We start from the raw sequence: 19223 nt of genomic DNA on the forward strand, positions 1-19223 counted from the left end.
GGGAGCGCAGGCGTCACCCCTGGCACCCGCCCGTGGCCCGATCTTTGCGGACCATGGCCATCAGGCCACTACTCCCGCCCCTCCCGCCGGGCGAACCTGGGTCCATGAGCACGATGAAAGCGATCAGCCAGAACACCTACGGCGGCCCGGACGTCCTCCACGAGGTCGAGACCGACCGCCCCTCACCCGGACCCTCCGAAGTCCTCGTCCGCGTCCACGCGGCGGGCATGAACCCCACCGACTGGAAGCACCGGCGCGGAGCCGGGTTCCTCGACCGCCTCCCCCTGGTCCTGGGGTGGGACGTCTCCGGGGTCGTGGAGGCCGTCGGACCCGGTGTCACCCTGCACCGGCCCGGTGACGAGGTGTTCGGCATGCTGCCCTACCCGTACGGCGTGGGCTCCTTCGCGGAGTACGTCGTCGCCCCGGCGCGGGCCATGGTGACCAAGCCGGCGACGATCGACCACGTCCAGGCCGGCGCCATCCCGCTGGCCGCGCTGACCGCGTGGCAGGCGCTGGTGGACACCGCGCGGCTGGAGGCGGGGCAGCGCGTGCTCGTCCACGCGGCCGCCGGTGGCGTGGGGCACCTCGCCGTGCAGATCGCCAAGGCGCGCGGCGCGCACGTGGTGGGCACGGCCAGCGCGCCCAAGCACGCGGTGCTGCGCGAGCTCGGAGCCGACGAGCTCGTCGACTACCGCACCGAGGACTTCACCGCGATCGAGCCGGTGGACGTCGTCCTGGACACCCTCGGCGGCGACACCGCCGTCCGCTCCCTCGACGTCCTCAAGCCCGGCGGGCAGCTCGTCTCCATCGCCATCCGCGACTTCCCGGCCGACCTCTCCGACCGCGCCGCCGCCCGCGGCCTGAGCGCCCGCCCCCTCCTCGTCGAGGCCGACCAGGAGGGCATGCGCTCGATCCGCGACCTCGTCGTGGACGGCCGGCTCCGGGCCGTCATCGAGGCCGTGTTCCCGCTGGAGGAGGCGGCCAAGGGCCACGCCCTCGGCGACACCGGCCGGGTGACCGGGAAGGTCGTCCTCACGGTGGTGCCCGGCCGGGACTGACCGAATTCCGCCGCGGGGCCGCCCGGTTGCGGACCGGACGGCCCCGGCCCGGCACCGGGCGCGGGCCGCGCGGACGGACGCGGAATGCCCAACTCCGCACCGGCGGGGCCGCCTTCGCGTGACCGGCCCTTCCTTATACGCGCGTCCCGGACGCCGCGGTGAAGGGGACCGCCGGGCAGAAGCGGGGACGGGAGCCGGCGGGAGGGCGCTCAGCCGGCCGCGGTGCCGTCACCCCCGCGGCGGGGACGGTGGCCGGGCACCGCCCCCGCCGCCGCCCGTCAGGGGAGGGTGTACACCTTGCAGTCGGCGCACCCCTTGTGCTGCGACCGCGCGACGCCGGGGAGCCGGACCTCGATGTCCCGCGCGTGGTGCTCCCACGAACTCCAGCCCCCGGCCCAGTACACCCGTACCCAGGCGTCGCCCTGGCAGGTGCCGCCGCCCGCCTTGACGGTCCTGGCGTAGTTGTTGGCCATCCACCCCTTGTAGGTGGTGCCGCAACTGCGCTTCCAGGTCACGGAGTCCATCCGCACACCCGACGGGTCCGCGCCCGCCGAGGGCCCGACGAGCAGCGTGCCCCCGAGGGCCAGGCCGGCCGCCGCCGGGGCGAAGGTCTTCCACCGCATGATCGTTGTCCTTCCCGTCGTGTCGGGAGCATTCGCTCCGCCGCCGTACGCTGCCACCGGCGTACGGCGGCGGACACCCTTGGGACGGCCGGGCGGGACAACGCGGGACGGCCCCGCCCGTGACCTGCGTGCGGGACGGCCCGGACGAGCACGCGCGGGCCGGGTGGGGCGCGGTGGGCGCCGCCGGCCGGGGCGAGCGGCTGCGCTTCCGCCGCACCGACGGGCCGGGGGAGCGGGCCGCCGTCCTCGACGGCCAGGTCATGCGAGGGGCCGGCGGGCCCTGCGACGCCGAACCCGCCGGGACGGCGCCGGATGTGCTGCTGTTCCCCCGGAACCCGGTCCCCCGCGGACGCCTCGGCCGGCGTCCGCGCGGGACCGGGGGGAGCTCGGGCGGTCCTACGTCCTCGTCCCGCCCGTGTGAGCGCCGGACGGCGTCACTCGTTGCCGAAGCCGTTGCCCGCGACGAGGGCGATGCCGTCCGCGATGTGCGAGAGCTGGTCGTCGCCGTCGCTGATGACCGAGTTGTCGGTGCACTCCTGCATCTGCTGCGAGGTGGCGATCGGCACGTCCTGGATGCCCAGGTTGAGCAGGATGCCGATGACCGACTGGACGCCGACCTTCCCGAGGGCGATGCAGGGCTTGTTGAGCGAGCCCTCGATCGCGGTCATCTGGGGGCTCTCCTTGCCCCCGGTGACGGTGTCCCCGTAAGCGGACTTCGCGCCGTTCGCGTCGACGGTGTCCTGACCGTTCCCGACGGCCGTGGCCGGGGTGGCCGCCGCGCCCAGCGCGGTGGCCGTCATGGCTGCCGTGACCAGTACCTTCTGCAGCACGTCTGCGCCTTTCGATCGACGAGGGCTGTTGGTGGGCTCTTGCGTGGAAAGCACCGTGAGCAACTCGGGCTTTTCCGGGAAGTTCCGGAATGTCACCCTTTCGCATCAGCGGTCATTCCTGGCCCCTCGGGCCTCATGTGGCCCGGATCACCCGGGGAGTTGTCACATCCGGCGCCCCGCCCCGTCCTGTCCACGTCACACGCACCACGCACCGCACCACCGAAGGAGTCCTCATGCGTGTCCTCGTCGCCGGAGCCACCGGAGTGATCGGCCGTCAGCTCGTCCCGCTGCTCACCGCGACCGGGTACGAGGTGACCGCCCTCTCCCGCAGCGGACGGCCCGTCGGGGGCCCGGGCGTCCGCGCGGTCGCGGCCGACGCGCTCGACCGCGCGGCCCTCACCCGGGCCGTACGGGACGCCCGCCCGGACGCCGTCGTCCACCTGATCACCGCCATCCCCGCCGACATCGACCCCCGCCGCATGGCACGGGACATGGGCCCCACCGGCCGCCTCCGCCGCGAGGGCACCCGCAACCTCCTCGACGCCGCCCGGGAAGCGGGCGCCGGCCGCGTCATCACCCAGGGCGTCGCCTTCTCCTACGACCCCGGCGCGGGCCCCGGCCCGGCCGACGAGGACCAGCCCCTCTGGAACGCCCCGCCCCGGCCGATGCGCGACTCCGTCGCCGCCCTGAAGGAGCTCGAACGCCTCACCGCCCGGGCCGGCGGCCTCGTCCTGCGCTTCGGCCACCTCTACGGCCCCGGCACCGCCCTCGCCGCCGACGGCTCGACCGTCCGCCGCGTCCGCGCCCGCCGGATGCCGCTCGTCGGCCCGGGCACCGCCACCTTCTCCTTCACCCACACCCACGACGCCGCCACCGCCGTCGTCGCCGCCCTCGCCCGCCCCGCCACCGGGGCCCTCAACATCGTCGACGACGAACCCGCCCAGGTCCGGGAATGGCTCCCCGAACTGGCCGATATCCTGGGCGCTCCCGCCCCGCGGAAGATCCCCACGGCACCGGCCAGGATCGTCGCGGGGCCGGTGGGCGTCGCCTACATGACCCGGCTGCGCGGCGCCGACAACGCCCGCGCGCGGCTCGCGCTGGACTGGCGCCCCCGCTACACGACATGGCGCGACGGGTTCCGGGCCGAGCTGGGAGAGAAGTGACCGACGAGTTCGAGGCCCTGCGCCCACTGCTGCTGGGGCTGGCCTACCGGATGCTCGGCAGCATGTGGGACGCCGAGGACGTGGTGCAGGACGCCTGCCTGCGCTGGCTGCGCACCGACCGGGACGGGGTCCGCGAGCCCCGCGCCTTCCTCGCCACGGTCGTCTCCCGCCTGGCCCTGGACCGGCTCCGCTCCGCCCGGGTCGCGCGCGAGGCCTACCCCGGCCCCTGGCTCCCCGAGCCCGTCGCCACCGACTCCGCCGGCCCCCTGGACACCGCCGAGCTGCTCGACACCCTCTCCTACGCGACCCTCCACCTCATGGAGCGCCTCACCCCGCCGGAGCGCGCGGTGTTCGTCCTGCGGGACGCCTTCGAGATGCCGTACGCGCAGATCGCCGAGGTCGTCGGCGCCTCCGCGGCCACCTGCCGGCAGATCCACCGCCGTGCCCTCGGCCACCTCGCCGCGTCCCGCCACCGCGCCCGGCCCTCGGCCGAGGAGCACGAACGGCTGCTCACCCGCTTCCTCGACGCGGCCACGGGCGGTGATCTCGCCGCGCTGGAGGACGTGTTGAGCGCCGACATCACCGCCTGGAGCGACGGCGGCGGCAAGGTGAGCGCGGCCCGGCGCCCGATCACGGGCCGCGACAAGGTCACGGCCTTCGTCCTCGGCCTGACGAGCCGGCACGAGATCTCCTGGGCCCGGTTCGTCGACGCCAACGGCCGGCCGGCCGTCCTGCTGGCCTCGGGCGCCGAGCGGCAGCTCGTCCTCGCGGACACCGGCGACGGGCGCATCCACACGCTCTACGCCGTGCGCAACCCCGACAAGCTGCTGCGGGTGGGGTGAGGGACGGGCCGTCGCCTCCGCGCCGCCCGCGGGCCACCGGAAAGCCGCGTGTCCTTCACCCGTTCGGCCCTGTTGAGCAGGGGGAGGGGCGGTGTTCCCGCCGTGCCCGGTGCCCCGGCGACGCCCCCTGCGCGAAAGGTGATCACGTTGACCAAGCACCCTCTGATGCCGCGGGCCGACTGGCTCGCCACCCGGCCCCGGGTCCTCGCCTCGGCCTCGGCCGTCGTCCACGACGCGCGGCAGCGCATCCTGCTCCTGCACGCGAGCTGGGTGGACGAGTGGCAGTTCCCCGGGGGCGGGCAGGACGACGGGGAGGACCTCTGGCAGACCGCCGTGCGGGAGACGGCCGAGGAGACCGGCCTCGGCATGCCGCCGCACCCCGAACTGCTCGCCGTCGACTGGGGAGTGCACCCCGAGGGCATCGCCGAGTGCTGGGCCCTGTTCCGGGGACCGCTGGTGGACCCCGACCGCCTGGAGATCACGCTGTCCGACGAGCACGACGACTGGCGGATGCTCACCGCCGAGGAGTGGGCACCCCTCGTCCACCCCGGGCAGGCCCGCGTCCTGGCCATCGCGCGCGACGGCCTGCGCGGCGGACGGTGCGCGTACCTGCGGAACGGCAGCCACCTGGAGGACGTCCGCTGAGCACCGCCCACCGCGCGGGCTCCCGCGGCCGGTCCGTGTCGTCCCTCCGGTCCCGCTCGTTCAGGAGGGCATGAACCGGCACAGCCTGACCCGCGCCGCCCTCGGCGCGCTCCTCCTCGCCACCGGCGGCGTCGCCGCCGCGTCCGCCACCGCGCACGCCGCCGAACCCGGGGCGGCCGCCGCCCCGGAGCCCGCGGCCGCCGGCCCCTTCTCGCGGCTCGTCGGGCCCGTCGCCGACGACGTCTCCGCCGAGCGGGCCGTCTCCCTCGTCAAGGAGAATGTGAAGAGCACCGTCCCGGGAGAGGTGTCGGGCGGGGTGTCCGTCCAGACGCCCCTCTCCCGGCTCTGACGGGACACGGACCGGCCCACGCCCGAGGAGGCAGCGCGTGCCCGAGGGGGACACCGTCTGGCGCACCGCGCGCGACCTCCACCGCGGCCTGGCCGGCGCGCCGCTGACCCGGTGCGACCTGCGGGTGCCGGCCCTCGCCGCCACCGACCTCACCGGCCGCCGGGTCCTCGCGTCCGTCCCGCGCGGCAAGCACCTGCTGCTCCGCGTCGAAGGCGGCCTCACCCTCCACTCGCATCTCGGCATGGACGGCTCCTGGCGCGTCCGCCCCGCCGGGGCGACGCTGCGGACCGGTGACCACCGGATCCGCGCCGTCCTGGCCGCCGCCGGGCACACGGCCGTCGGCTACGACCTCCCGGTGCTCCAACTCCTGCGCACGGCCGACGAGTCCACCGCCGTGGGACACCTCGGCCCCGACCTCCTCGGCCCGGACTGGGACGCCGAGGAGGCCGTGCGCCGTCTCCTCGCCGACCCCGCCCGCCCGGTCGGCGAGGCGCTGCTCGACCAGCGCAACCTCGCGGGCATCGGCAATGTCTACAAGAGCGAACTCTGCTTCCTGCTGCGCGTCCCACCCTGGCTGCCGGTCTCGCGGCTGCCGTCCCCCGAGCGCCTGGTGGCCCTCGCCAAGAAGCTCCTGGAACTCAACAAGTCCCGCACCGCCCGCGTCACCACCGCCGACCCGCGCCCCGACCGGCGCCTGTGGGTCTACGGACGGGCCGGCCGCCCCTGCCGCCGCTGCGGCACCCCCGTCCGGGGCGGGGCACAGGGCCCGCCCGGGCAGCAGCGTCCCACGTACTGGTGCCCGCGCTGCCAGGAGCAGGGCGCGTAACCCGACGGCGCGGGTGCTTGCGGTCAGCCGGGCGAGGCGCCGAGGAGGATCCGCGCCAGCTCGCGCGGCCGGGAGAACATCGGCCAGTGGCCCGTGTCCAGCCCCGCCGCCCGCCACCGCTCCTCGCCCAGCAGCTCGGCCACGTCCTCACCGGGCCCCTCACCGGCGAGCCCGCACACGACGTACGTCCCCGCCAACTCACCGAGCGGCCGGACGAGCACGGCCGGTTCGGTCAGCGTGGCGCCCGGGTGCGGCGTCGAACCGCGCACGATCCGGGCGATCTGCTCGTCGGTGAGGCCGTGACCGGCGTAGTGGGACGCGGGCGGAACGGCCCAGAATCCGCCGTTCGCGTCGAGCGACGCCTTCAGCGCCGCCCCGCCGTCCGGCCACCCGGCGGCGAACGACGCGCCGTCGGCGGGGACGCCGGCGTCGACGAGGACGACGTGCTCCAGCCGGTCGCCGATCCGCCCGGCGGCCTGGCCGACCGGGATGCCCGCGTAACTGTGGCCCACCAGAATGACGTTGCGCAGATCCCGGTGCTCGATCGCGTCCACGATGTCCTGGACATGGGTCTGTTGCCCGGCCGGCATGCCCCGCTTCTCCGCGAGGCCGGACAGGGTCAGCGGATGGGCGCCGTGGCCGGCCGCGCGCAGGTGCGGCACCACCTCGTCCCACGCCCAGGATCCGAGCCGTGCGCCGGCGACCAGTACGAATTCCGTCATGACCGGATCCTAGGGCGGGCTCCGGGGCAGGCGTCGGCCGGGTCACGCCCGGGCCGTGGCCGCCGGACGCCCGGCCGGGTGCACGGTGACGTCCGAACCGAGGTGCGGCACACGGCGATCAGGGAGTACCCGGCGCGGCGGTGGGGGCCGACCGCCGTTGTCGTTCGTGGCGCGGAGTCGTTTCCTTTCACTTACGGGCAGTTGAGGGCACGCTCCGCCGGATCGGGGCTAGTCTCGGTCTCGCCCGCGCGCTTCCCGGCACCTCGGCCCCCGAAGCGCAAGCGGACGAACACCCGCCCGCCACGCACTCACGAAAGCAGGTCGGTCGCTGTGCTGTTGCGTCTGCCCACAACGGTGTCCGAAGCGCAGGAGTACCTGGCCGAGGGGGCCGTGCCGGTCGGCGGGGCCACGCTCGTGTGGGCCACCTGGCAGCGGGAGGGCTTCCCGCCGCTGGCGATGTCCCTGCGGGAACTCCCCGAAGCCAACGTCCTGGGGCGGGACACGGTCGGCGGCGCGGTCGTCCTGCACCGCGTGGACGACCGGGTCCCGGACGTGCTGCGGCTGGCGGCCGGCGCGGTCGGCACCGGGGCCGTGCGGCGGACGGCGACGGTCGGCGGCAACCTCGTCGGCAGCACGCTGCGCTGCCTGCTGCCGGCGGCGCTCGTCCTGGACGCCCGCGCGACCGTGCTGGAACCCGACGGCATACGGGAGACCGATCTGGCCGAGGTGGTGGCCAAACGCCCCGTCCTGCTCAGCCTGCACTGGCGCGAGCCGGTCGCCTGCGCCTACCGCAAACTGGACGCCGAGGCCGGCGGGCCGCCGCCCCTCGTGGTCGCCTCGGCGGTGCACGGCGACGCCGCCGGCGAGCGCCTGCGGGTCGCCGTCCGGGACGGCTACGAGGTGACCGACGGCAGCGCCCCGTGCGCCGCCGGCGCCGAGGAGGTCCTGCGCGCGCTGCGCGCGACGGCCCTCGGCGATCTGCCGGACGCCGCGTGGGAGGCCGTCCGCGCCCAGGTCACCGGCCTGCTGGGCTGAGGCGGCGGGCGACCGGGTCATCTCCGGTACGCCCGGAAGCGGAACCGCCCCTCGCGCACGCTGACCTGGGCTTCGTCGAAGCCCGCCGCCCGGAGCCGGCCGGCCAGCGTGTCCGGCGGTACGGGGACGCAGGTGTCCCCGAGGTGGAGCAGGCGGAAGCGCAGCCCGTCCACCGCGTCGCAGCCCACGAAGACCCCGCCGGGCCGCAGCACGCGGAAGGCCTCGGCGAAGAGCCGGTCCTGCCGCTCCCGCGACGGCACGTGATGCAGCATCGTGAAGCAGGCCACCGAGTCGAAACGCCCAGCCGACACCGGCAGGTTCGCCGCGTCGGCGTGCAGGATCTCCGTACGGTGGCCGAAGCGCCGGCACAGCCCCTCGATCGCCGAACGGTCGGTCTCGGCGACGCAGAGGTTCCGCACCCGGTCCAGCAGGACACGTGTGGTCACACCGGGACCGGGGCCTATCTCCAGGGCGTCCGAGCCCAGTTGAACACCGCTCAGCGTCCACGGGAGCACCTCGTCCTCCACCGTGCGGGCCCAGCGGCGGGAGCGGCAGAAGAAGCGGTGGTAACGGTTCATCGCCATCCCCCGAGGCTAGGGCAGGGGAGGGCCCGGCAGCCACGGAGCGGGGACCGGCCAGGGCCCGGCGGTCACACGGCCGCGGCCCGCACCGGCCAGCGCAGCAGCACCGCCGGACAGAGCAGCCACCCGCCCCGCGCCAAGGACGAGGTCATACCCGGGTATGCCCCATGGGCGCGCCCCGAAGTGGGCATGATCGAGCGGAGGCGATCCGAGGACCGCATTTCCAGGACCGTATTCCGGAGGAAGGGAACTGCCGTGGGAGACCACCCGATACAGGGCCGCGTGGCCGACGGATTCGAGGCCGTGCGCGAGGAGTTCGCCGCCGTCGCGGCCGAGGAGGGCGGCGACCACGCGGCCCAACTGGCCGTCTACCGGCACGGCGAACTGGTCGTCGACCTGTGGACCGGCCCGGACGTCACCGGGGACTCGCTGCTCGGCGTGTTCTCCGTGACCAAGGGCGCCGCCTACCTGGTCGTCGCCCTGCTCGTGCAGGACGGCGTCCTGGACCTGGACCGCCCGGTCAGCCACTACTGGCCCGAGTTCGCCGCCGAGGGCAAACGCGACATCACCCTGCGCCGGCTCCTGGCGCACCAGGCCGGACTGGTCGGCGCGGACGCCGGCTTCACGCTCGGCGAACTCGCCGACGACCGCGTCGTCGCCGAACGCCTCGGCGCGCAGCGCCCCTACTGGCGGCCGGGCAGCGCCTTCGGCTACCACGCGCTGGTCATCGGGGCGCTGGCCGGCGAGGTGGTGCGCCGCGCCACCGGCAGAACGCTCCAGGAGCACTTCGCCGAGCGCGTCCGCGACGCGTACGCGGTCGACGTCCACCTCGGGCTCCCCGAGGAGCAGGAGTCCCGATTCCTGGGCGTCCTGCCGATGGTGGCCACCCCGGAGCGGCTGGCCGGGCTGGCGGCCGACGCCGTCGGCCCCCGCTCGCTGCCGGGCATCGCCTTCAACTACCCCCGCCCGGACAACCCCGGCATGTGGGAGCTGCCCAACTTCCGCGTGGTCAGGGCCCTGGGCCCCGCCTCGTTCGGCGGCGTGGCCTCGGCGCGCGGCCTGGCGCGGATGTACGCGGCCGCGACCGTCCCGCCGGACGGCGCGGCGCCGCTGCTGAAGCCGGACACCGCCGCCGCGTTCGCGCAGATCCACTCCAGCGGCCACGACCTGGTCGACCCGCGAGTACCGGGCCTACGGGGTGGGCTTCGAGGCCACGGCCGAGCACTATCCGGCCCTGGGGCAGGGCGCGTTCGGGCACGGCGGGGCGGGCGGGCAGCAGGCGTTCGCCGACCCGCGCAACGGGCTGGCGTACGGCTACGGCCGCCGGCGGTTCCCGTTCCCCGTCGGCCCCGCCCCGGAGAACGCCCGCCTGATCCGCGCGGTCTGCGCCGCCGCCGCCCGCCTGGGCTAGGCCACCACGTCCCGCACGGGCCTGCCCTCCAGGTGCTCCAGGACGTTGTGGACGGCCGCCAGCGCGATCCGTACGAGCGTCTCCCGCGTCACACCGCCCACGTGCGGCGAGAGCACCACGTTCGGGGCGCCGAGCAACCGCAGGGCGGCGGTGGGCGGTTCGGGGTCGAAGACGTCCAGTCCGGCGCCGGCCAGGGTGCCGGACTCCAGCGCGTCGGCCAGCGCGTCCTGGTCGATCAGCGCGCCGCGGGCCGTGTTGACCACGAACGCCGTCGGCTTGAGCAGCGCCAGCCGCCGGGCGTCGAGGAGGTGGCGGGTCGCCTCGGTGAGCGGCGCGTGCAGCGTCACGTAGTCGCTCTCGCGCAACAGCTCGTCCAGATCGACGCGTTGGGCCCCGAGCCGCTCCTCCGTCTCCGCGGGGGCGGCCTCGGGGCCCGCGTAGAGGACGCTCATGTCGAACGCGACGGCCCGGCGGGCGACTTCCCGGCCGATCTGGCCCAGGCCCACGATGCCGAGGGTCTTCCCGGACAGTTCGGTGATGGACGACTGCAGGCGCGGCAGCGCCCAGTCGGCCGCCACCAGCGCGGTGTGCGCCGGGATCAGCTGCTTGGCCAGGGCGAGCATCAGGGCGAAGGTCTGCTCGGCCACGTTCTGCTTCTCCGCCCCCGTGGAGCCGATCGTGCAGACGGGCACGCCGCGTGCGCGGGCGGCGTCCACGTCGACGTAGTCGAAGCCGTGGCTGGCGCACTGCACCAGCTCCAGGTCCGGCGCGGCGGCGAGGTGCTCCGCCGTCACCGGCGCGAGGCCCGTGATCACGACGTGGGCCGCGCGCAGGGCCGCCGGGTCCTCGTCCGCCGACTCCACGACCGTGACGGCCGCCCGGCCCGGGAAGAGCCCGCTCAGCGCGGCGCCCGCGGACCGGCCGCCGACGTGCGGGGAGACGACGGCGAGGACGTTCTTCGCGGCGGGGGCCGTCACGCCGCCTCCCGGACGAGGTCGGCGGGGGAGAGCGAGCCCGGCCGGGCGTGCCCGGACAGCGCCAGCGTCAGGTCGAACTCGGCCAGCAGACAACGGAGGACGTGCTCCACGCCCGCCTCGCCGTCCAGCGCCAGCCCGTACGCGTACGGCCGGCCCAGCAGCACCGCACGGGCCCCCAGCGCCAGCGCCTTGACCACGTCGTCGCCCGTGCGCACCCCGCTGTCGAACAGCACCTCCAGCCGGTCGCCGGCCGCCGCCACGACGCCGGGCAGCGCGTCGGCCGCCGCGACCGACCCGGCAACCTGGCGGCCGCCGTGGTTGGAGACCACCACGCCGTCCATGCCCGCGTCCGCCGCCCGCCGCGCGTCGTCGGGATGCAGGACGCCCTTCAGGACGATCGGCCCGTCCCAGTTCTCGCGCAGGAACGCCAGGTCCGGCCAGGTGCGCCCGGGATCGGAGAACAGCCCCAGGAAGTGCCGCACCGCCGCCTCCCGGTCCTCGGCCACCGGCTTGGCCAGCCCCGCCAGGAACGCCGGGTCGCTGAAGTAGTTGGCCGTGCCGACCCCGTGCACGAACGGCAGGTACGCCTGGTCGAGATCGCGCGGCCGCCACGCCAGCATCGGCGTGTCCAGCGTGACGAACAGCGCGCTGTAGCCCGCCGCCCGGGCGCGGGACAGGAAACTCCGCGTCACCTCCCGGTCCCTGGACCAGTACAGCTGGAACCACCGCTCCCCGTCGCCCATCGCCTCGGCGACCTCCTCCATCGGCGTGCTCGACGCCGACGACAGGGTGTACGGCACGCCCCGCGCCGCCGCGGCGCGGGCCGCCGCCGGCTCGGCGCCCGGGTGCAGGATCGTCAGGATGCCGACCGGGCCCAGCGCCAGCGGCGCCGGCAGCCGGCGCCCCAGCACCTCCACGGACAGATCGCGCTCGCCCACGTCCCGCAGTATCCGCGGCACGATCCGCCACCGCCCCAGGGCCGCCCGGTTGGCGCGGGCGGTGCTGCCGTCGCCCGCGCTGCCCGCCACGTAGCCCACCGGTCCGGGCGGCAGACGGCGCTCGACGAGCCCCTCCAGCCGGGTCAGATCGGTGGGCAGCCGGGGCACCGCCCCCGCCAGGCCGCCGAGGTAGATCTCGTACTGGTAGTCCGCCCAGGGCTGATTCGTCGGCATCGGCCGGTCCGCCTCCCGTCGTCGTCACTCCCGACGATCCTCGCGACGGCGGGCCCGTCCGTCCACGGTGGTGCGCACAGGGGTGCGGCTGCGACTATCACCCCGTGACAAACACCCGCGAGCGCATACGACGGGAACTGGCCGCCGACCCCCGCGTCCTGGAGGCCGTCGTCGACGCGGTGCACACCCGGATCCCCGCCTACGCCGATCTCGACGACGAACGGCTCCGCGACGTACGCGCCATCGCCGGCTGGGCCCTGGACCGGCTGCTCCGCCTGTGGGCCGCCGACAGCGCCCTCGGCCCCGACGACCTGCGGCGCTTCCGCGGCATCGCGGCGGCCCGCGCGGCCGACGGCCGCCCGCTCCAGGCCGTGCTGCGCGCCTACCGCGTCGCGGCCGCCGTCCTCGTCGACGAGGTCGCCGCCCGCGCCCCGCGGCCCGCCGCCGCGGACGCCTTCGCCCTGACACGGCACGTGCTCACCACCCTGGACACCCTCTCCGAGGCCATGACCACCGCCTACGCGGCCGCCGGCGAACGCCTCGCCGGCGACCGCGCCCGGGCCCTGCGCCTGCTGCTCGACGACCTCATCGCCGGACGGCACGCCTCCGCCGCCGCGGCCGCCGACCGGGCGGACCGGCTCGGCGTCCGGCTCCCCGACCCCTGCGCCCTGCTGGTCGCCGAACCCGCGCCCCGCGACGCCGTCCCCCACGGGACGGCCCTCGAACTCCTCACCGCCCTCGACCCGGACGCCGCGCCCCTCGCGACCGCCCACGGCCACCGCGCCGTCCTGCTCCTGCCCGCCGCGTCCGCCGACGCCGCCGCCCCCGTCCTGCACGAGCGGGGCCGGCGCGGCTGCGCCGTCCGGTGCGAGGGCCCCGACCGCGTCGCCGTCGCCCACCGCCTCGCCGACGGCGCCCTGGACGCCGCGCCGCCGCACGCCCGCCCCTTCCTCACCGACGCCGACGCCCACGTCCTCGCCCTGCTCGGCGGCCACCCCGCCGCCGCCCCCGACCGCATCGCCCGCCTCGTCCTCGGGCCCCTCACCGCACCGGAACACCACCACCTCCTCACGGCCCTCACCGCCTACCTCGACCGCGGCTCGGCCACCGCCGCGGCCCGGCTGCTCCACCTGCATCCGCAGTCCCTGCGCTACCGCCTGCGCCGGGTGCGCGAGCTCACCGGGCTGGACGCCCGCGACCCGTGGGAACGGCTGCTGCTGGACGTGGCCCGGACGGTGCGGGCGAGGGATCTGCCCACGCCCCACGGCGGTCGACGCCGAAAGCGGTTGACGCCCGGCGGGGGGCGGCGGTCGGATGGCGTCCCATGAACACCACAGGGCAGATGCACCCCGGCCAGCGGGCCGCCGACGACGACCTCGTACGGCGGCTCGTCGCCCGGCAGTTCCCGCGCTGGGCGGGGCGGACGGTGCGGCGGTATCCGTCCGGCGGGACGGTCAACGCCCTGTACCGGCTGGGGCACGACCTGGTCGTGCGGCTGCCGTTGACACAGGGCGGCGCCGGCGACGTGGCGAGGGAACGCGCGTGGCTGCCGCGTCTCGCGCCCCTGCTGCCGGTCGCCGTGCCCGAGGTGCTCGGGGCCGGGGAGCCCGCCGAGGGGTATCCGTGGCCGTGGTCGGTGTACCGGTGGCTGCCGGGGGAGAACCCGCGGGCGGGGGCGCTCGGTGCGCCGGAAGCGCTCGCGGTGGACCTGGCCCGGTTCGTGACGGCGATGCGCGGCGTCTCCCTGCCGGGCGCGCCCGTGGCCCACCGCGGCGGACCGGTCGCCTCGCTGGACCGTGCGACGCGGGCGGCCGTCGAGGAGCTGCGCGGGATCCCCGGGGAGGCGGTGGACTGCGACGCCGCGCTCGCCGTGTGGGAGGCCGCGCTGGCGGCCCCGCCCTGGGACGGGCCGCCGGTGTGGCTGCACGCCGATCTGATGCCGGGCAACCTGCTGGTGGACGGCGGCCGGCTGACCGCCGTGATCGACTTCGGGTGCGCGGGCGCCGGCGACCCGGCCTGCGACCTGTTCCCGGCCTGGAACCTGCTGCCGTCCGGGGCGCGGGAGGTCTTCCGCGCGGCGCTCGGCGTGGACGACGCGACCTGGCTCCGCGGGCGGGGACGCACGCTCTCGCAGGCGCTGGTCGCGCTGCCGTACTACCGGACGACCAACCCCGCGATGGCGGACAACGCCCGGCACGTGATCCGGGAGGTGCTGGAGGAGCACGCCTCGGCCGGTCACCCCCGGCCGAGGGCGACGCGCACGAAGCGCGGGCGGTAGACCGACGCCTGCCGCAGGACGTCCCGCACGTCCAGGCTGTTGACGTTGTAGGAGATTACCAACTCCCGTTCGCCGTGCTCCAGTTCGGGGTGCTCGTGCGGGTTGTAGGCGATCACCCGTGGGTTGTGGTACGTGCCCTGCGGCCCGGCCTCGGGAGCGCGCCAGACGGTGCGCGGGCGGGTGAAGGGGCCGGTGGGGGAGGCCGACCAGGCCAGCTGCACCTCCGCGCCGAAGGCCACGTCCGAACGCTGGGCCACCAGGGCCCACCAGCGTCCGTGGCGCACCACGCTCAGCTCCTGCGAGACCCGCAGCGCCCGCCCGTCCGCGGCCGTCAGGCGCGCCGAGTCCCGCTCGCGCCCGCTCCAGGAACCGTCGGCGGCGCGGTAGCGCCACGGGCCGCGCAGGGCCGGGTCCAGGGTGCGGGCCACATGGAGGTGGGCGCCGCCGCCGGGCGCCTGCTCGGTGCCGTAGACGTACGTGACGTCCCCGTCCCGGGCCAGCCAGGCGCCCCAGGCGATGCCCGCGGCGGACGGCAGGGGCGTCAAGTCCCCTGTGCGCACGGGCCGTCCGGGGGTGACGCGGGCCAGGACGTTGGCGCGCCAGGCCAGGTCCAGGGGGCCGGGGCCGGTGCGGGCGTAGCGGGCGAGGACGACGGCGGCGCCGCGCCCGAGGGGGACGCCGGCCCGGGCCCAGTACCAGTCGCCGCCCGCCTCCGGCACGGCGGAGACGGGCCGCCCGGCCCGGTCGGTGCCGGTGACGGTGTGCGGCCCGGTCCCGTCCCACAGCACGAAGCTGTTGTGCACGAAGGGCGTCGGCGGCCGGGAGCCGTCCGGCCGTACCCGGCCCAGGAAGGTGTCGGAGAAGATCCACAGCTCCCCGGCGGCGGTGGGCACCGAGTAGGTGCCGTCCCCGCCCGTCCAGTGGCGCGGCGAGCGGTCCCGCTCGGCGTAGGAGGCGAACGCCCGCTCCAGGGAGGCCACGGGCCGGACGCCGGTGACGTCCGGCGGGCGGGCGGTGCCGGCGGGGGCGGGCGGGGCGGCGCAGACGGCCGCGAGCAGGGCGGCGGCCAGCGGGCGCAGCAGCGTACGCGGAGACGGCTTCATGCCCCCATCGTGTCAACGCCCCGGCGTCCGGCCGGACTTGACCCGGCCGGATGCGGCCGCTCAGCGGACCCTGATGTCGCCGTCCGGGACGTCCTCGACGGTGACCAGGGCGCGCGGCAGCCCGAGGCCGCGCGCCACGGCCTCAGCGATCCCGTCCGGGTCCGGGTGCGCGGGCGTGGGCACGTCCTCGCCCTCCCCGTACGCCTCGACGGCCTTCGTCAGATAGCCCGGATGCCAGGCGCCGACGGCGCCCCGGACCTCCACGGCAGTCGCCCGCCGGGCCCCGGTCAGCCGGCGCAGGGCCGGGAGAACCGCGTCGGAGCGGTACTCGCCGGGCACCTGGAAGAGGCTCGCGTGGGCCCCGGCCAGACCGCCGCCCCGCAGACGGACGGTGATCGTCAGACAGCTCGTCACGGACGGGTAGAGGATGCTCCCGCCGGGGGCGGCCTCCCGCACCTGGCCCTCGGCGATCCGCACCTCGGCGGACCGCGCCGCGGCGGCGGCCGGCGGGGCGTCGGCCCGGGCGGCGGCGGGCAGGGCCGGTACGGCCGCCAGAGCGGCGAGAAGGGCGACGGCCGGAACGGCCGGGCGGCGGTGGGGCATGGAGTTCCTCTCGTGGAGCGGGTCCGGGACGCCGAGCACAATAGTTCGGGTACGGTCGGCGGACGGAACCGGTCCGGATCATGAGGAAAAGAGCGGCAGCGCATGGGCATCACCGTGGAGTACCACCGCGACGCGGAGGACGCGGACGTGGACGTCCCCCTGTACGAGGAGCTCTTCGCCGGGACCGCGGTCCCCGTGCCCGACCTCTCCGGGCCCGCGGCCGGCCGGCCGGCGGCCACCGTCGTCGCCCGGCACACCGACGGCCGGCTCCTCGGCTGGGCCGAGGTCTGGGAGGAGGACGACGGGACGGGCGTCCCGCCCTTCGTCCAGTGGCTCCTCGTCGACCGCGAACGCGAGCGCATCACCACCGGCCGCCACACCGGACGCCCGGGCACCGACGAGGAACTCGAAACGGCGGTACGCCTGTTGCGCCGCGCCGCCACCGGGGCCGCGGCCGCCGGCCGCACCGCCCTGGAGTGGAACGGCGCGGGGGACGGCCTCGACGAGCGCGTCGCGGCCGAACTCGGCGCCGAGGAGAGCGAGGAGCTCGGCCGCCGCTGGGGCACGCCCCTGCCGCCGGCCGGCCCGCAGCCGCCGGCCGGCCCGCCGGAGGTCACCGTCCGCACCGTGCCCGCCGGGCCCGGCGCCGACCTGCTGGCCGAACACGCCCGGTTCTACACCGCCGTCACCGGACAGCCCTACGACCCCGAGGACGCCGCCGAACTCCTCGCCGACCTGCCGCCCGTCCCGCACGTGACGCTCGACCTGCTCGCCCCCGACGGCACCGTCGCGGCCCAGGCCACCGCGACCGCCCTCGACGACGAGGCGTTCGTCGACGTGATCTTCCGCACCCCCGGCACCGGGGCCGGCGCCCTCACCGCCTTCGTCACCGAACTCCTCGCCCGGGTGCGCCGCGAACTCCCCGCCGTCACCCGGCTGACCGTCCAGGAGCACGACGACCCCGTGACCGCCGAGGCCCTGACCGCGGCGGGCCTGCGCGTCACCGACCGGTGGTGCCGCTACCGCATGGGACTCTGAACTCCCGCCGCCCGCCGCCCCTTTCGCCGGATCACTCCCCGGCGTCGCCCCGCCAGGTCATCACGATCTCCCGCTCGAACTCGGCGTACCCGGCGCGCCGGAAGGCGTCCGCCATGGGGACGTTGGCCACGTCCGTGGCCGCCCGCACGCGGGGGACGCCCTCGTGGGCGAGGACGCGGGTGCCTTCCCCGAGGAGGTCGCCGGCGTAGCCGCGGCCGCGGTGCGCGGGCAGCACCGCGAGGTAGGAGATGATCGCGTTGTAGTCGTTGCGGGCCGGGATCACGAACCCGGCCGCCTCCCCGCCGGGCAGGGTCGCGACCCGCCACCAGCCCCGGGGGCTCGTGAAGCGTGCGAACTCGCCCTCGTAGTGGGCGACCGCCGCCTCGCGGGCCGTCATGCGCGCCAGATCGGCCCGGCTGTAGGCGTCCAGAGTCCCCTCCAGGGCCGCCGTCATGAGGTCCAGGAGCTCCTCGGCGTCCCGCACGGGACGGAAGGCGAGGCGCCCGCGCGGCGCGGGGAGCGGCGTGCCGGGGCGCCACTCCAGACGGAGGCGTTCGACGAACGGCCGGGCGCCCGCGCGGCGCGCGATCGCCATGCGGTCCTCGACGGCCCGTGCGACGGCGGGGTCGTCGCGCCAGCCGGGCGGGACGAAACGGCTGTACTCGCCCGCGCCGGGCACGGCCTCCCGTGCGGCGCGCAGGAGCCGGACGCCGACGTCGACGCGCTCGGCGGCGGGCAGGGCGTCGTCGACGTCCAGGACGTCCAGCAGCGACCCCCGCCCCCACCAGGCGGCCCTGGCCAGCAGCCGGCCGCCGCGCAGCGCCACCCACATCCGGCCGGCGCGGCGGCGGCCCCGGGCGAGGTCGTCCGCCAGTTCCCCGTTGAGGGCGTAGGGCAGACGGCAGAAGAGAGCGAGTTCGTCAGGTCCGGACAGCGGGCGGACGGTCAAGGTGTCGGCGTTCATGAAGCGTTATCCCTATCCGCTCCCCGGCCCGTCCCGCAATCAGGTTTTGCGGGACCGCCAGGCGTCGAACGCCTCGACCGTGGTGACCCCGGCGTCCAGCACCGCCCGGTACACCTCGTGACTCGGCACCCGGGCACCGCCGTTCGCGTCCCGCCCGGCCAGGACGTGCTTGATCGCCAGGATCGTCGCGCGGCGGGCGTCGGTGAGCCGGGGCGGGAGCTCGGCGAGGTGCGCGAGGTCGGGCTGGCGCCCGGGATCGTCGACGAACCAGAGGTCGAGCGTCCACGGGCGGCCGGCCGGCGAACGGCAGGTGACGCCCAGGTACAGGCCGTCGGGGTAGCGGGGATCGGTGTTCCAGGGCCCGGTGTCGTCGAGGAAGCGCACCTCGCGGACGCGGTCGTGGACCGCGAGACGGGCGCCGATGCCCGCGACGAGCACCGTGGCCGCGGCGTCCAGCACCGGGCAGACGACCGTCACGTCGAGGTCGCGCCGCACCATCAGCCCCAGCGCCGCACTCCCGACCCGCACGGCCTCGCCCGCCGGCGCCAGCAGCTCCGCCAGCCCCAGATCGGCGGCGACGGCATCGGCCTCCGCCTGGAGCAGGTCCTGGTGTCGGGTGAGGTCGTCGGGGCGCACGCCGTCCAGTATGCGCCGGGCGGGTGCAGGCCCGCCGACCCGCCCGGGGGGCGCTTGCCTCGGGCCCTCGCGCTCCGGACGATGCGGCCCATGGCACGTTGTGAGACTTGCGGCAATGACTACGACCTCGCGTTCACCGTGGAGACCCGGGACGGCGCGCGGCACGTCTTCGACTCCTTCGCCTGCGCGATCCAGCGCATGGCCCCCATCTGCGAGCACTGCGGCAGCAGGCTCATCGGACAGGGCGTCGAGGCGGACGGGCACTGGTACTGCGGGGCGCACTGCGCCCGGCAGGAGGGGAAGGTGGGCGTCGTCGACCACGTGTGAACCCCCGTGCCGTCCGCGCCGGGCGGGCCGGATCCGGCCC

Annotated in this window: 22 protein-coding genes and 1 pseudogene; 13 read left to right on the forward strand and 10 right to left on the reverse strand. The window is 76.2% G+C overall.

Features of this window, described 5'->3' with window-relative positions:
* Window positions 1–113: 113 nt before the first annotated feature.
* Window positions 114–1058, forward strand: a complete 945-nt coding sequence (locus AC230_RS21775; RefSeq protein WP_049717999.1) for an NADP-dependent oxidoreductase — start codon at window positions 114–116, stop codon at window positions 1056–1058.
* Between the two features lie 278 nt (window positions 1059–1336).
* Here the strand turns inward: AC230_RS21775 and AC230_RS21780 are convergent, their stop codons facing one another.
* The gene (locus AC230_RS21780) at window positions 1337–1681 is read right to left on the reverse strand and encodes a hypothetical protein (protein ID WP_049718000.1); all 345 of its coding nucleotides are present in this window, start codon (window positions 1679–1681) and stop codon (window positions 1337–1339) included.
* 434 nt (window positions 1682–2115) lie between these two features.
* The gene (locus tag AC230_RS21785; protein WP_049718001.1) at window positions 2116–2511 is read right to left on the reverse strand and encodes a rodlin; all 396 of its coding nucleotides are present in this window, start codon (window positions 2509–2511) and stop codon (window positions 2116–2118) included.
* Window positions 2512–2744: 233 nt separating this feature from the next.
* On the opposite strand from AC230_RS21785, the gene AC230_RS21790 reads away from it, so the two are divergent.
* The 5 genes from AC230_RS21790 to AC230_RS21810 all read left to right on the forward strand — a co-directional run bounded on the left by AC230_RS21790 (window position 2745) and on the right by AC230_RS21810 (window position 6336).
* The gene (locus AC230_RS21790) at window positions 2745–3674 is read left to right on the forward strand and encodes an NAD-dependent epimerase/dehydratase family protein (RefSeq protein WP_049718002.1); all 930 of its coding nucleotides are present in this window, start codon (window positions 2745–2747) and stop codon (window positions 3672–3674) included.
* Complete coding sequence (sigJ, locus tag AC230_RS21795) at window positions 3671–4516, forward strand: RNA polymerase sigma factor SigJ (RefSeq protein ID WP_078871475.1); 846 nt, start codon at window positions 3671–3673, stop codon at window positions 4514–4516. The genes AC230_RS21790 and sigJ overlap by 4 nt, the downstream gene beginning before the upstream one ends.
* Before the next feature lie 147 nt (window positions 4517–4663).
* Complete coding sequence (locus AC230_RS21800) at window positions 4664–5161, forward strand: NUDIX domain-containing protein (protein WP_157868639.1); 498 nt, start codon at window positions 4664–4666, stop codon at window positions 5159–5161.
* Window positions 5162–5231: 70 nt separating this feature from the next.
* Entirely contained in the window at window positions 5232–5510 is a 279-nt protein-coding gene (locus tag AC230_RS21805; protein WP_049718005.1) for a hypothetical protein, read from the forward strand.
* Between the two features lie 37 nt (window positions 5511–5547).
* On the forward strand, window positions 5548–6336 hold the full coding sequence (locus tag AC230_RS21810; protein ID WP_049718006.1) for a DNA-formamidopyrimidine glycosylase family protein: 789 nt from the start codon (window positions 5548–5550) through the stop codon (window positions 6334–6336).
* Window positions 6337–6359: 23 nt separating this feature from the next.
* Here the strand turns inward: AC230_RS21810 and AC230_RS21815 are convergent, their stop codons facing one another.
* A complete protein-coding gene (locus AC230_RS21815) occupies window positions 6360–7058 on the reverse strand; it encodes an alpha/beta fold hydrolase (RefSeq protein ID WP_049718007.1) in 699 nt (232 codons plus the stop codon).
* A 330-nt stretch (window positions 7059–7388) separates the two neighbouring features.
* Between AC230_RS21815 and AC230_RS21820 the strand changes: the two genes are divergently transcribed.
* Window positions 7389–8093, forward strand: a complete 705-nt coding sequence (locus tag AC230_RS21820) for an FAD binding domain-containing protein (RefSeq protein ID WP_049718008.1) — start codon at window positions 7389–7391, stop codon at window positions 8091–8093.
* A 17-nt stretch (window positions 8094–8110) separates the two neighbouring features.
* Here the strand turns inward: AC230_RS21820 and AC230_RS21825 are convergent, their stop codons facing one another.
* Window positions 8111–8677 (reverse strand): class I SAM-dependent methyltransferase, encoded by a 567-nt coding sequence (locus tag AC230_RS21825; protein WP_049718009.1) that lies wholly within the window; start codon window positions 8675–8677, stop codon window positions 8111–8113.
* Between the two features lie 186 nt (window positions 8678–8863).
* Between AC230_RS21825 and AC230_RS21830 the strand changes: the two are divergent.
* Both AC230_RS21830 and AC230_RS34720 read left to right on the forward strand, forming a co-directional pair.
* Window positions 8864–9853: pseudogene (locus tag AC230_RS21830) on the forward strand (serine hydrolase domain-containing protein); the annotation flags it as partial.
* A gap of 19 nt (window positions 9854–9872) precedes the next feature.
* Window positions 9873–10085 carry a hypothetical protein gene (locus tag AC230_RS34720; RefSeq protein WP_422125616.1) on the forward strand — a complete coding sequence of 71 codons (213 nt, stop codon included), beginning with the start codon at window positions 9873–9875 and terminating at the stop codon, window positions 10083–10085.
* Here the strand turns inward: AC230_RS34720 and AC230_RS21835 are convergent.
* Entirely contained in the window at window positions 10082–11062 is a 981-nt protein-coding gene (locus AC230_RS21835; protein ID WP_049718010.1) for a 2-hydroxyacid dehydrogenase, read from the reverse strand. The genes AC230_RS34720 and AC230_RS21835 overlap by 4 nt on opposite strands.
* Window positions 11059–12234 (reverse strand): lactate 2-monooxygenase, encoded by a 1176-nt coding sequence (locus tag AC230_RS21840; protein WP_049718011.1) that lies wholly within the window; start codon window positions 12232–12234, stop codon window positions 11059–11061. Before AC230_RS21840 ends, AC230_RS21835 begins: the two co-directional genes overlap by 4 nt.
* 104 nt (window positions 12235–12338) lie before the next feature.
* Between AC230_RS21840 and AC230_RS21845 the strand changes: the two genes are divergently transcribed.
* Both AC230_RS21845 and AC230_RS21850 read left to right on the forward strand, forming a co-directional pair.
* Window positions 12339–13562, forward strand: coding sequence for a helix-turn-helix domain-containing protein (locus tag AC230_RS21845; RefSeq protein WP_049718012.1), 1224 nt, complete (start codon window positions 12339–12341; stop codon window positions 13560–13562).
* Between the two features lie 14 nt (window positions 13563–13576).
* On the forward strand, window positions 13577–14512 hold the full coding sequence (locus AC230_RS21850) for an aminoglycoside phosphotransferase family protein (protein WP_049718013.1): 936 nt from the start codon (window positions 13577–13579) through the stop codon (window positions 14510–14512).
* Here the strand turns inward: AC230_RS21850 and AC230_RS21855 are convergent.
* Window positions 14470–15615 (reverse strand): hypothetical protein, encoded by a 1146-nt coding sequence (locus AC230_RS21855; protein WP_049718014.1) that lies wholly within the window; start codon window positions 15613–15615, stop codon window positions 14470–14472. The genes AC230_RS21850 and AC230_RS21855 overlap by 43 nt on opposite strands.
* Before the next feature lie 60 nt (window positions 15616–15675).
* Complete coding sequence (locus AC230_RS21860; protein ID WP_049718081.1) at window positions 15676–16218, reverse strand: hypothetical protein; 543 nt, start codon at window positions 16216–16218, stop codon at window positions 15676–15678.
* Between the two features lie 102 nt (window positions 16219–16320).
* Between AC230_RS21860 and AC230_RS21865 the strand changes: the two genes are divergently transcribed.
* Window positions 16321–17256 (forward strand): hypothetical protein, encoded by a 936-nt coding sequence (locus AC230_RS21865; protein WP_049718015.1) that lies wholly within the window; start codon window positions 16321–16323, stop codon window positions 17254–17256.
* A gap of 31 nt (window positions 17257–17287) precedes the next feature.
* Here AC230_RS21865 and AC230_RS21870 read toward each other — a convergent pair whose 3' ends face one another.
* Both AC230_RS21870 and AC230_RS21875 read right to left on the reverse strand, forming a co-directional pair.
* Window positions 17288–18220: a GNAT family N-acetyltransferase gene (locus AC230_RS21870; RefSeq protein ID WP_049718016.1), complete on the reverse strand. Its 933-nt coding sequence runs from the start codon at window positions 18218–18220 to the stop codon at window positions 17288–17290.
* Window positions 18221–18259: 39 nt separating this feature from the next.
* Complete coding sequence (locus AC230_RS21875; RefSeq protein ID WP_107082207.1) at window positions 18260–18856, reverse strand: hypothetical protein; 597 nt, start codon at window positions 18854–18856, stop codon at window positions 18260–18262.
* A gap of 90 nt (window positions 18857–18946) precedes the next feature.
* Between AC230_RS21875 and AC230_RS21880 the strand changes: the two genes are divergently transcribed.
* Entirely contained in the window at window positions 18947–19183 is a 237-nt protein-coding gene (locus AC230_RS21880; RefSeq protein WP_049718083.1) for a hypothetical protein, read from the forward strand.
* Window positions 19184–19223 lie beyond the last annotated feature (40 nt).

The sequence above is a fragment of the Streptomyces caatingaensis genome (assembly GCF_001187435.1).
Classification (GTDB): Bacteria; Actinomycetota; Actinomycetes; order Streptomycetales; family Streptomycetaceae; genus Streptomyces; species Streptomyces caatingaensis.

What these genes read in the sequence shown, in the direction of transcription:
- AC230_RS21825 (WP_049718009.1), bottom strand. Translation starts at nt 8,677, where the DNA reads ATGGCGATGAACCGTTACCACCGCTTCTTCTGCCGCTCCCGCCGCTGG.
- AC230_RS21775 (WP_049717999.1), top strand. Translation starts at nt 114, where the DNA reads ATGAAAGCGATCAGCCAGAACACCTACGGCGGCCCGGACGTCCTCCAC.
- AC230_RS21870 (WP_049718016.1), bottom strand. Translation starts at nt 18,220, where the DNA reads ATGAACGCCGACACCTTGACCGTCCGCCCGCTGTCCGGACCTGACGAA.
- AC230_RS21815 (WP_049718007.1), bottom strand. Translation starts at nt 7,058, where the DNA reads ATGACGGAATTCGTACTGGTCGCCGGCGCACGGCTCGGATCCTGGGCG.
- AC230_RS21850 (WP_049718013.1), top strand. Translation starts at nt 13,577, where the DNA reads ATGCACCCCGGCCAGCGGGCCGCCGACGACGACCTCGTACGGCGGCTC.
- AC230_RS21865 (WP_049718015.1), top strand. Translation starts at nt 16,321, where the DNA reads ATGGGCATCACCGTGGAGTACCACCGCGACGCGGAGGACGCGGACGTG.
- AC230_RS21880 (WP_049718083.1), top strand. Translation starts at nt 18,947, where the DNA reads ATGGCACGTTGTGAGACTTGCGGCAATGACTACGACCTCGCGTTCACC.
- AC230_RS21780 (WP_049718000.1), bottom strand. Translation starts at nt 1,681, where the DNA reads ATGCGGTGGAAGACCTTCGCCCCGGCGGCGGCCGGCCTGGCCCTCGGG.
- AC230_RS21855 (WP_049718014.1), bottom strand. Translation starts at nt 15,615, where the DNA reads ATGAAGCCGTCTCCGCGTACGCTGCTGCGCCCGCTGGCCGCCGCCCTG.
- AC230_RS21805 (WP_049718005.1), top strand. Translation starts at nt 5,232, where the DNA reads ATGAACCGGCACAGCCTGACCCGCGCCGCCCTCGGCGCGCTCCTCCTC.
- AC230_RS21860 (WP_049718081.1), bottom strand. Translation starts at nt 16,218, where the DNA reads ATGCCCCACCGCCGCCCGGCCGTTCCGGCCGTCGCCCTTCTCGCCGCT.
- AC230_RS21840 (WP_049718011.1), bottom strand. Translation starts at nt 12,234, where the DNA reads ATGCCGACGAATCAGCCCTGGGCGGACTACCAGTACGAGATCTACCTC.
- AC230_RS21790 (WP_049718002.1), top strand. Translation starts at nt 2,745, where the DNA reads ATGCGTGTCCTCGTCGCCGGAGCCACCGGAGTGATCGGCCGTCAGCTC.